This is a genomic window from Burkholderia dolosa, from assembly GCF_902499135.1.
Taxonomy (GTDB): Bacteria; Pseudomonadota; Gammaproteobacteria; order Burkholderiales; family Burkholderiaceae; genus Burkholderia; species Burkholderia dolosa.
The window spans coordinates 1-9807 of sequence record NZ_CABVPR010000045.1 but is presented as its reverse complement, the minus strand read 5'-3'; the positions used below and the strand labels follow the sequence as shown (position 1 = coordinate 9807).

The window sequence follows — 9807 nt, the reverse complement described above, 5'->3', positions numbered from 1 at the left end:
CGTTTGCTGGACGATCAGTCGGCGAGCGGCTGCGGCGCACGGCGCCGCTGCCAGTTTCTTTCCGTGAAATGCAGATAGAGCAGGCCCGGCAGGCCGAGCGCGAGCTCGCGCGCGCGCTTCGCGAGCGACAGCGCGAGCGCCGCGTCGGGCGGCAGGCCGACGAGCGGCGCGAGCAGCAGGTAGCCGCCTTCCTGCGCGCCGAGCGAGCCCGGGATCGCGAAGGCCGCACCGCGGATCGCCTGGCCGACGCTTTCGAGCAGCAGCGCGTCGAGCCAGCTCACCGGATGACCGAGGAAGTGCAGCGCGAGCCACACTTCGGCGGTGCCGGCGATCCAGCCGACGAGACTCAGCGCGAAGGTCTTCGCGACCTTCGCGCGATCGCGGTACAGCGCGCCGACCGCGCCGTCGATCGCGTCCGCGCGGGTCGCGAGCGACGACCAGTCGCGCGGGCCGAGCAGCTTCGATGCGAGACGCATGCCGCGCCCGAACAGCCCGCGCCGCTGCGCCGCATAGAACAGCACGGCGAGCGCGCCGAGCACGCCCGTGGCGATCAGCGCGGGCGTACGAAGATGAGCGACCGAGTCGTGCGTCGCATAGACGCTGAATGCGGCGATGCCGATCAGCGCGAACGCCATTTGCGCGAGCGCCTGCATCGTCGTGCTGACGGTGATCGCGGCGGCCGCATCGGCCATCCGCGTGCCGCGCTGCGCGAGGTGCCGCACCATCAGCACCGGCCCGCCGATCTGGCCGGCGGGCAGCAGGCTGTTCACCGACTCGCCGACCCAGCGCGCGCGCACCGCGTTGCCGAGATCGGCGCCCGGCTGGCCGGAGCGGAACATCACCGAGATCGCGACCGCGTCGATCGCGAGCGGCACGACGTGGAACGCCGCGACCAGCGCGAGCCCCCAGCCGGCCGCGAGCAGCGTGGACGTGACTGCGCCGACGCCTTGCCACGCGAGCAGCGCGACGAACAGCGCCATCCCGAGAGACAGCAGGATCAGGCCGGCGCGCGTCATGACCCCGCCGTCGTGCGCCGCGACGCCAGCTGCTTGAAGACCTGGCGGAAGCCGAAATACGCGATCGCGTCCTTCATGTTCGAGATGAAGCGCTTCCACGGCCGCATGCCGGGGTTCGTCACGTATTCGAACGTGAGCGACACGCGGGTTTCGTTGTGGCCGAGCGGCGTGATCCGATGGCGCAGCTTGTCGCCGTCGAACAGCACGATGCCGCCGTCGGCGATCTGCACGGAGCCCGGCTCGTCCGGCACGTCGGGGTTGCGCGTATGCAGCTCGTAGTCGAGGCGGCACGACGATTCGTCGATCACGCCGATCAGCAGCGTGTAGCGGCGGCCGTCGTAGTACGACGTGTCGTAATGCCAGCCGATGTGGTCGCCGGGCTTCGTGTAGTAATACAGCGCATAGGCGTGCGGATCGTCGTCCGGCGACGGCATCAGCTTGTCGCCGGTGATCTTCTCGAGGAAGCCGATCAGCGCTTTCGAGCGGTACAGCTCGGCGATGTACGGCGCCTGTTCGTCGATCGTGTGCCGGCTCACGCTGCCGCCCTGCTTGTGGCCGGGCAGGTAATTGCGGTTCAGGCTCGGCTGCATCGCGCGCGCGGCGGCGGCGAGCTTCGCGTGCGCGTCGGGCGGCAGAAACGTGTCGAGATACAGAAACGACCCCTGGCGCGTGTAGTCGCTGCGCAGGCGGTCGATGTCGAGGCGGCCGACGCAGTCGGCCACGGTGCGATCGGGATCGGCTGCCGCCGCGCGCGCAGGCGCGGGGCGTGCCGGGCTCAGCACGGTGTCGTCGCGCGTGCTAGGAGTCATTTGGAAGCCTGGATTTCGGTTGGGTTCTGCGGAAGATGGCCGCGCCGGACGATGCGCCACCAGTCGATCACGACCCACGCGGCGAACAGCGGGGCGCCGATCGACGCCGCGAGCAGGAACGGCCGGACGCCGTCCGCGAGCGTGACGAGCGGCAGCAGGTACAGCACGTCTTCCGTTTCGAAGCCGCCGACGAACGCCTGCTTGGTGCCGGCCTTGCCCGCGAACGATTCGATCCGCATGCGCAGATAGAAGATCAGCGCCACGGCTGCGCCGGCCGCCGCGCCGAGCAGCACCGGCGACGCGGCCATCCGGCCGCCTTGCGCGACGATGCCGAGCCCCATGCTGACGAACAGCGCGATCGTGACGAGCGCATCCGCTGCGAGGTCGTAAAAATGACCGATCTTGCTCGACTTGCCGCTGATGCGGGCGAGCTCGCCGTCGGTGTGGTCGACGAAGTTCGACAGCACGATCAGGAACGCGCCTGCATTGCTCCAGCCGAAGCCGCCTTGCGCGAGGCACCAGGCGCCGGCGAGGCCGATCAGCAGACGAACGGTGGTGAGGTGATTCGGGGTGACCGGCGTGTCGACGAGCGGCCGGACAAGCGAGCGCGCCAGGCGCGCATCCCAGGTGCGCGGCAGCGGGGGCTCGGAACGTGTGGCGGTTTTTCTTTGGTCCATCGGCGAAATATATACGGAATTGTAATTTGTTGCTTTTTCTTCGTTCAATATCCTGACATGCGGGAGTGTTACCGCGTATTGCACGAATCGGCCGGCCGCGAAACGGAGTCGCGAAACGGACGGTGAGCGGGCGTTTCATCCGTTCCAGTGTGGCGCGCATGTTGCGGCTGTCAAGGGCGGATCGTCGTTCGTCGGGCGAGCGGAGACGCGGCCGCGTTCGCGATTTTTCGGATCGATCGACCGCGCGCCGCTTGACCTGCATCAGACCCGAAAAAACGGCGGCCGGCGACAATCGACCGCGATGTTCGCCGGCGCCTGACGACAGGGCGGCACGCGCCCGGTATCGGCGGTATCGATGCGCCGCCGATGTGCGAAGGCCGACGTCCGTCGCGCGGCAAGCGGGTCTCGCGCTTTCATGGAGCTTTCGGCATTGGCCGCGCGCGCCGCGCGTCTGTCACAGAACGGCCGTTCGATATCCGGCAAATCCGGCAAGGATCTTTTGCATCCGGCGGACATTTCGCGGCGATCGCGTCTGCGATACTCCGGCCGTGCCTGTGGTGCCGGCCGCGTCACGCGGCCCCAGGGCTTCGCGTCGCTCAGGAGACACCGCCCCGCGACGTCAACGACAGACCAAAACGCGTCAGAGATTCAGCCATGTCTTCATCACGCATCCTCGCTCCCGCCCTGCGTTCGCTCGTCCGCACCGCCGACGAAGCGGCCGCGCTGATCCGTCCCGGCATGACCGTCGCGATGAGCGGCTTCACCGGTTCCGGCTATCCGAAGGCCGTGCCGGCCGCGCTCGCCGCGCGCATCGAAGCCGCGCATGCGCGCGGCGAGCCGTTCCGGATCAACGTGCTGACGGGCGCGTCGACCGCGCCGGAACTCGACGGCGCGCTCGCGCGCACCGACGGCATCTCGATGCGCCTGCCGTACCAGTCGGACCCGACGCTGCGCGACAAGATCAACGGCGGCGAAGTCGACTATCAGGACGTCCATCTGAGTCACGTCGCGCAATATGCGTGGTTCGGGCTGTACGGCGATCTCGACGTCGCGATCGTCGAAGTGGCGGGCATCCGCGAGGACGGGCTGCTGATTCCGTCCGCATCGGTCGGCAACAACAAGACCTGGCTCGAGCGCGCGAAGCACGTGATCCTCGAAGTGAACGTGCGGCAGCCGCTCGGCCTCGACGGAATGCACGACATCTACTACGGCACCGCGCTGCCGCCGCATCGCAAGCCGATTCCGCTGACGAAGAGCGACGACCGCATCGGCGAACCGTATCTGCGCTGCCCGGCAGAGAAGATCGTCGCGATCGTCGAGACCGACGCGCCGGACCGCAGCAACGCGTTCTCCGCGCCGGACGACACGTCGAAACAGATCGCGCAGCAGCTGATCGATTTCCTGCGCCACGAAGTGGGGCGCGGCCGGCTGCCGGAAAACCTGCTGCCGCTGCAGTCGGGCGTCGGCAACATCACGAACGCGGTGCTCGCGGAGCTGAGCTCGGCCGGCTTCTCGAACCTGACCGCGTACACCGAAGTGATCCAGGACGGGATGCTCGACCTGCTCGCCGACGGCACGCTGAGCTTCGCATCGGCGACCGCGCTGTCGCTGAGCCCGGCCGCGGTGCAGCGCTTCGCGGACGAGATCGCGACGTTTCGCGAGAAGATCGTGCTGCGCCCGCAGGAGATCAGCAACCATCCGGAACTCGTGCGCCGCCTCGGCTGCATCGCGATGAACGGGATGATCGAGGCCGACATCTACGGCAACGTGAATTCGACGCACGTGATGGGCACGAAGATCCAGAACGGGATCGGCGGCTCGGGCGACTTCGCGCGCAACGGCTATCTCGCGTGCTTCATGTCGGCGAGTACCGCGAAGGGCGGCGCGATCTCGCGGATCGTGCCGATGGCGAGCCACGTCGATCACACCGAGCACGACGTCGCGGTGGTCGTCACCGAGCAGGGGCTCGCGGACCTGCGCGGGCTGTCGCCGAAGCAGCGCGCGCGCCAGATCATCTCGACCTGTGCGCACCCCGATTACCGGCCGATGCTCGACGACTATTTCGAACGCGCGTCGCGCGAGAGCTTCGGCAAGCACACGCCGCATCTGCTCGCGGACGCGCTGTCGTGGCACGAGCGGTACGTGCGGACCGGCACGATGAAGGCGTGACGCGCTGGAGCGCTGGAGCTCTGAAGCCCTGAAGCCCTGAAGCCCTGAAGCCCTGAAGCCCTGAAGCCCGGGAGCCCGGGAGCCCGGGAGCCCGGGAGCGCTGGAGTGCTGGAGCGGACCGCATCGCCGTCTCGGCCCGATGCGACGCGCGGCGAGCGCCGTCAGCGCGTCGTTGCGGCGGCCAGCAGCAGCGCGCTCAGATACAGACCGGCGCCGTACGACAGGTGCGACACGATGCTGCGTGCACGCGCGACGGCCGGCCGAGGCGTACGCGACGCCGCGATGCCGAAGCCGAACGCGGGCTGCATCACGAAGAACGGCGCGACGACGCTGACGAGGCCGGCGGCGAGCGCGGGCGCAAGCGTCGGCGCGTCGAGCCATCGGGCTCCGGCGATGACGACCGGCAACACCGCGAACGCGACGCCGATCGCGTAATGCGCGAGCCAGCCGAGCGCGCGCTCGCCGCGCACGCGCGGCGCGGCGGCGATCGACGCGTGCCGGAACCGGCCGCGCGTCATGTGGCCGAGCCAGCGGCCGACGAGCGCGTAGTCGAGCGACGGCGTGCCGAACGCGCGCCGTCGGAGCAGCGTGCACAGGTCCATCACGAGCGTCGCGCCCGCGCCGACGGGCAGCGCGTGCCACAGCAGATCGGCGCCGCTCATCGGGCGCCTCCATCGGCGCGATCGGCACAGGCGGGCGCGCCGCGCGTCGGGGTTCGGATCGTTTTCAGCGTGCTCATGGCAGTCCAGGCTTGTCGTCGACGACGGGAGCGCCTATCTTGCAGCTTCAAGTTCACTTGAGGTCAAGCATGAGCCGTCTGGACATTGCCGACGTTGCGCGACGCACCGGATTGCCGGCGTCGACGCTGCGCTACTACGAGGAAAAGGGGCTGATCGTGCCGAACGGCCGGCACGGGCTGCGGCGACAATACGACGAGTCCGTGCTCGAACGTCTTGCGCTGATCGCGCTCGGCCGCGAGGCCGGTTTTTCGCTCGACGACATCCTCGCGATGTTCGGTGTTGACGGCCGCCCGGCGATCGATCGCGCAAAGCTCGACGGCAAGGCCGACGAGCTCGATCGCACGATCCGGCGGCTCGTCGCGGTGCGCGATGCGCTGCGGCATGCGGCCGTGTGTCCGGCGCCGAGCCATCTAGAATGCCCGACTTTCCGGAAGCTGCTGCGGGTGGCCGCGCATCGTCGTCCGGCGCGCCGGGTGAACGGCGCGGAGAAGGCAGAGAAGGGAGAGAAGGCACAAAAAACCTGAGCGGCTCGCCGCCGGCTTGACGCGCATCGCGGCTCAGCCCGCGTAATACACGCGGCATTCCATTTCGCGCCCGCGCACGATGCGCTTGCCGACGAGCGAGCCGAGCGTTCCGGTGAATACCGTACGCTGATGCTCGCATTGCCGCGCATCGTAAAAGTACAGCGTGACCCAGTCCGCGGTGCGCGCGGGGTCCGACGCACGCGCGCCCGGATGCGGGCACAGCGCGGTGAAGTGCCAGCCGCCCTTGGTCATGTGCATCACCGGGGACGGCACGACGACATCGGCGCTCAGCCGCCGCGGCGCGAGCATCGGCAGCGTGCCGGCCGCGGCCTTGCTGCGGTACAGGCGATCGACGTAGAGCAGCAGTTCGACCGGCGGCTCGGTGCCGGGGCCTGCGTCGCATACGTGGCTTTGCCAGCGCCGGCGGCGGCTCAGCACGTCGCCGAGCGCGGCACGGATGCCGGCCGCGCGACGCGGGCCGACGCCCGGAATCGTTTCGAGCCGGCCGCTGCGCGCCGCGCGTTCGAGTTCCTCCAGCGTATCGATGTGCAGCCGTTCGTGAATGCGTAGCGCGAGCGCGTGGCCGATGCCCGGCACGGCTTCGAACGCCGACGCGTATTCGGCTTCCCCGCGCAGCCGGTCGAGCTGGCGCCAATGCCCGGTGACGAGCCACTCGGCGATCGCCTGTGCGACGCCGGTGCCGATCGCGGGCAGCGCACCGAGCGCATCGACGCCGCCGGCATCGAACAGCGCACGCACGTCGATGTCGAGCGCGTCGACGGTGTCCGCCGACGCCGCATAGGCGGCCGCCCGATACGGGTTCGCGCCTTGTTCGGCGAGCCGCTGCGCGGCCTCGCGCAGGCAGCTCGCGATGTGCCGGTTTTCCTCGTGCGTTTGGCTGACGGGCGTCTGCATGGCGAGGCCCCTGGATGCGCGCAAACGGCATCGACTCGACGGACGATGCGCCGGTCGATATTTCACCATTGTTACGGGGCGCGAGGAGAAAAAATTGATGCGCGTCAACGGCAAACGTTGCACGGCCATGCGCGCGTTGATGCGATTCGTGCCGCCGCGCCGCACGAACCGCATCCGTCACGCGTTACACGTCGAGAAACGTCTGCGCGCCTTCGGCCTCGGCGACCGTACGCAGCGCGGCGAGCGCGCGCTTCTCGATCTGCCGCACGCGTTCGCGCGACATGCCCGCGTCCTGCGCGATCGCATCGTAGGTGTCGGGCTCGGCGCCGCCGAGGCCGAACCGCCGGCGCAGCACGTCGGCTTCGGTCGGCGTGACCGAGCGCAGCAGCGACGTCACGCATTCGCGCATGCGCGCGTCGGCGAGCCGCTCGAACGGGCTTGCCGATGCCTGATCCTCGATCGTGTCGACGAGACCTGTGTCGGTGTCGGGCAGCGGCGTGTCGAGCGACACCGGCTCGGCCGGCAGCGCGAGTATCGCGCGCAGCTTGTCCTCGTCGAGCCCGGTTTCGGCCGCGAGCTCGGCCGGCGTCGCGCGGCGGCCGGTGCGCTGCCGGAAACGCAGCGCGTGCCGCTGCACGCGCTGATACTGATCGCCGACGTGCACCGGCACGCGGATCGTGCGCGACCGGTCGGCGACCGCGCGCGCGACCGCCTGCCGAATCCACCAGGTCGCGTAAGTCGAGAACTTGAAGCCGCGCCGGTATTCGAACTTCTCGATCGCGCGCATCAACCCGACGCAGCCGTCCTGCACGAGATCGGGCAGGTCGACGCCGCGGTTCATGTACTTGCGCGCGATCGACAGCACGAGCCGCAGGTTCGCTTCCAGCATTGCGCGCGTGCCGTCACGCAGCTTCTGCTGACCGTCGCTCAATGCCGCGGCGAGCGCGCGTCGCGCGACGGCGTCGAAGTATCCGGCGTCGGCGCCGGCGGCAGCGTGTGCGGCGGCTTCGTTCGGGGCGGCAGCGAGCGCGCGCACGACGCGGCTCGCATCGTCGACGGCCGACGCCATCCATTCGATCGAACCGAGCAGCGTCGCGAGGCGGTTGCGCGCATCGCGGTACTCGGCGGTACGGCTGCCGTGCGCGTGCAACGCGTGCCGCACCGCGGCGACGGCTTCGTCGAGTGCGTCGTAGCGGGCGGGCATCGGCGCGCCGTTTTCGTCGTCGGCCGATGCCGACGCGGCCGTCGCCCGGTGACGCGCGAGCAGCGCGTCGACCGCCGCCGGACAGCCGGCGAGCGCATGCAGTACCTGATGACGGCCCGTTTCGATCTCGCGGGCGAGCGCGATTTCATCTTCGCGCGTGAGCAGCGGCACGGCGTGCATGCGCCGCATGTAGAGCGCGAGCGGATCGGTCGACGCGCTCGCGCCGCGCGCGAGCTCGCCGAGCAGCGCGCGGCCTTCGTCGAGCGCGTCGCGATCGACGTCGACCGGCGCGGCGCCCGTGAACGGCACCGGTGCGGGCGGTTCGTCGAGCACGGCGATGCCGATGTCCGCGAGCGCGGCGCGCACGACCTCCAGCGCGTCGGCGCTGTCGCTTTCGGGCGGCAGCGCGTCGACGAGATCGGCGTGCGTCAGATATCCCTGCTCGCCGGCCAGCGCGAGCAACTGGATGATCGGATCGAGCGGCGTGTCCGCTCGGGCAGCGGAGCGTGGCGTAGTCATGTCGATGGCGGCGCGAGCCGCATTCCTGTCTGGGCGGGCCGGGGCCCGCGGGTTTCCGGCCGCCGGAGCGCCGCGAACACTCGTCCGCGCCGGCCGGCCTGACATCGTTCAACGTGAGGGCATCTGCGCCAACTTCAACGCCGGCGCGGCGAACGCGCGAGCACGACGCATGCCCGCGGCCGCACGCGCCGCGCGTATGTCGCGGGAAACAAAAAGTAACGGATCATACCCGCGGAAATATGCAGGAGACGTAAGCTACAGTCAGACGCGCGCCCGGCGGCGCGCAGAGGAATTTTCGTCGGAGCACCGGATGAATCCGCTTCCCGCCGCGACGTCCGCGGCCATCGCGCTGTCCACGCTCGCGCTGGGCGGCTGTTACTACTATGGGGGCCCGTACGGTTACGCGCCTTATTACGCAGCGGTGCCAGCCGCGGTCGCGCAGCGCGAGGTGCCGGCCGTCGCCGCGACGCCTGCCGTGCCCGCCAGCGGGACGACGGCGGGCGCCGAAACCGAAGCGCCCGTATACGTCGCGCCGGTCTACGTGCCGTATCCGTATTACTACCCCGCGTACTATCCGGGCTGGTACGGGCCGCCGGTCGCGATCGGTTTCGGCTTCTGGGGACATTGGGGCGGCGGCGGATACCGGCACCGTCCATGGGGCGGCGGTCACTGGGGCGGCGGACGCGGCGGCCATCGGCACTGAGCGACGCGCGGCGGCATCGCGCGGGAGAGCATCATGACTAACACGATCGTCCGAAGCCTGTGCGCTGCGCTGTTCGGGCTGGCGGCCATTCCGGGCGCGGCCGACGCGCAGAGCAGTGCATATACCAACTCGCCGGCCGAGCTGTACGCGGGGCCGGCGCCCGATTATCCGGTGGTCGCCGAACTGCCGCCCGGCACGGCGCTCGACGTGTTCGGCTGCGTCAGCGATTACACGTGGTGCGACGTCGCGCTGCCGGGCGTGCGCGGGTGGATCGACGCGCAGTTGCTCGACTATCCGTATCAGGGCAGTTACGTGCCGTTGCTCGAATACGGCGCCGTCATCGGCGTGCCGGTGACCGGCTTCGCGATCGGCGCGTACTGGGATCGCTATTACCGGCATCGGCCGTGGTATCACGATCGCGACCGCTGGGCGCATCGCGCCGAGCCGCGGATCGGCCCGGGCGGGATGCCGCCCGCGCAAGGGCGTCCGCAGCCGGGCTGGCCGATGCAGCGTCCGCCGGGCGGCGTGCCG

At 69.8% G+C, this 9807-nt stretch carries 10 protein-coding genes; 4 read left to right on the top strand and 6 right to left on the bottom strand.

The window, feature by feature from the left end; all coding sequences use genetic code 11:
- Positions 1 to 14: 14 nt before the first annotated feature.
- Genes BUB20358_RS19395 through BUB20358_RS19385 form a run of 3 tightly spaced genes read right to left on the bottom strand, consistent with a single transcriptional unit; the run spans position 15 to position 2502 of the window.
- Positions 15 to 1016: an HpnL family protein gene (locus BUB20358_RS19395; protein ID WP_035973944.1), complete on the bottom strand. Its 1002-nt coding sequence runs from the start codon at positions 1014 to 1016 to the stop codon at positions 15 to 17.
- Positions 1013 to 1825, bottom strand: coding sequence for a HalD/BesD family halogenase (locus BUB20358_RS19390; RefSeq protein WP_035973946.1), 813 nt, complete (start codon positions 1823 to 1825; stop codon positions 1013 to 1015). The genes BUB20358_RS19395 and BUB20358_RS19390 overlap by 4 nt, the downstream gene beginning before the upstream one ends.
- Positions 1822 to 2502 carry a CDP-alcohol phosphatidyltransferase family protein gene (locus BUB20358_RS19385; protein ID WP_006765739.1) on the bottom strand — a complete coding sequence of 227 codons (681 nt, stop codon included), beginning with the start codon at positions 2500 to 2502 and terminating at the stop codon, positions 1822 to 1824. The genes BUB20358_RS19390 and BUB20358_RS19385 overlap by 4 nt, the downstream gene beginning before the upstream one ends.
- Before the next feature lie 654 nt (positions 2503 to 3156).
- Here BUB20358_RS19385 and scpC point away from each other — a divergent pair.
- Complete coding sequence (gene scpC / locus BUB20358_RS19380; protein WP_035973948.1) at positions 3157 to 4671, top strand: succinyl-CoA:acetate CoA-transferase ScpC; 1515 nt, start codon at positions 3157 to 3159, stop codon at positions 4669 to 4671.
- Between the two features lie 161 nt (positions 4672 to 4832).
- On the opposite strand, the gene BUB20358_RS19375 is transcribed toward scpC, so the two are convergent.
- Positions 4833 to 5333, bottom strand: coding sequence for a DUF2938 domain-containing protein (locus tag BUB20358_RS19375; RefSeq protein ID WP_006765741.1), 501 nt, complete (start codon positions 5331 to 5333; stop codon positions 4833 to 4835).
- Between the two features lie 146 nt (positions 5334 to 5479).
- Here BUB20358_RS19375 and BUB20358_RS19370 point away from each other — a divergent pair, with 146 nt between their 5' ends.
- Positions 5480 to 5935: a helix-turn-helix domain-containing protein gene (locus BUB20358_RS19370; RefSeq protein WP_006765742.1), complete on the top strand. Its 456-nt coding sequence runs from the start codon at positions 5480 to 5482 to the stop codon at positions 5933 to 5935.
- Positions 5936 to 5968: 33 nt separating this feature from the next.
- Here BUB20358_RS19370 and BUB20358_RS19365 read toward each other — a convergent pair whose 3' ends face one another.
- Both BUB20358_RS19365 and BUB20358_RS19360 read right to left on the bottom strand, forming a co-directional pair.
- Positions 5969 to 6850 carry a helix-hairpin-helix domain-containing protein gene (locus tag BUB20358_RS19365; RefSeq protein WP_035973950.1) on the bottom strand — a complete coding sequence of 294 codons (882 nt, stop codon included), beginning with the start codon at positions 6848 to 6850 and terminating at the stop codon, positions 5969 to 5971.
- A 184-nt stretch (positions 6851 to 7034) separates the two neighbouring features.
- Positions 7035 to 8573, bottom strand: a complete 1539-nt coding sequence (locus BUB20358_RS19360; RefSeq protein WP_035973953.1) for a sigma-70 family RNA polymerase sigma factor — start codon at positions 8571 to 8573, stop codon at positions 7035 to 7037.
- A gap of 310 nt (positions 8574 to 8883) precedes the next feature.
- Between BUB20358_RS19360 and BUB20358_RS19355 the strand changes: the two genes are divergently transcribed.
- Complete coding sequence (locus BUB20358_RS19355; protein ID WP_035973955.1) at positions 8884 to 9276, top strand: hypothetical protein; 393 nt, start codon at positions 8884 to 8886, stop codon at positions 9274 to 9276.
- Between the two features lie 33 nt (positions 9277 to 9309).
- A partial coding sequence (locus tag BUB20358_RS19350; RefSeq protein WP_174905102.1) for an SH3 domain-containing protein occupies positions 9310 to 9807 on the top strand: 498 nt, incomplete at its 3' end.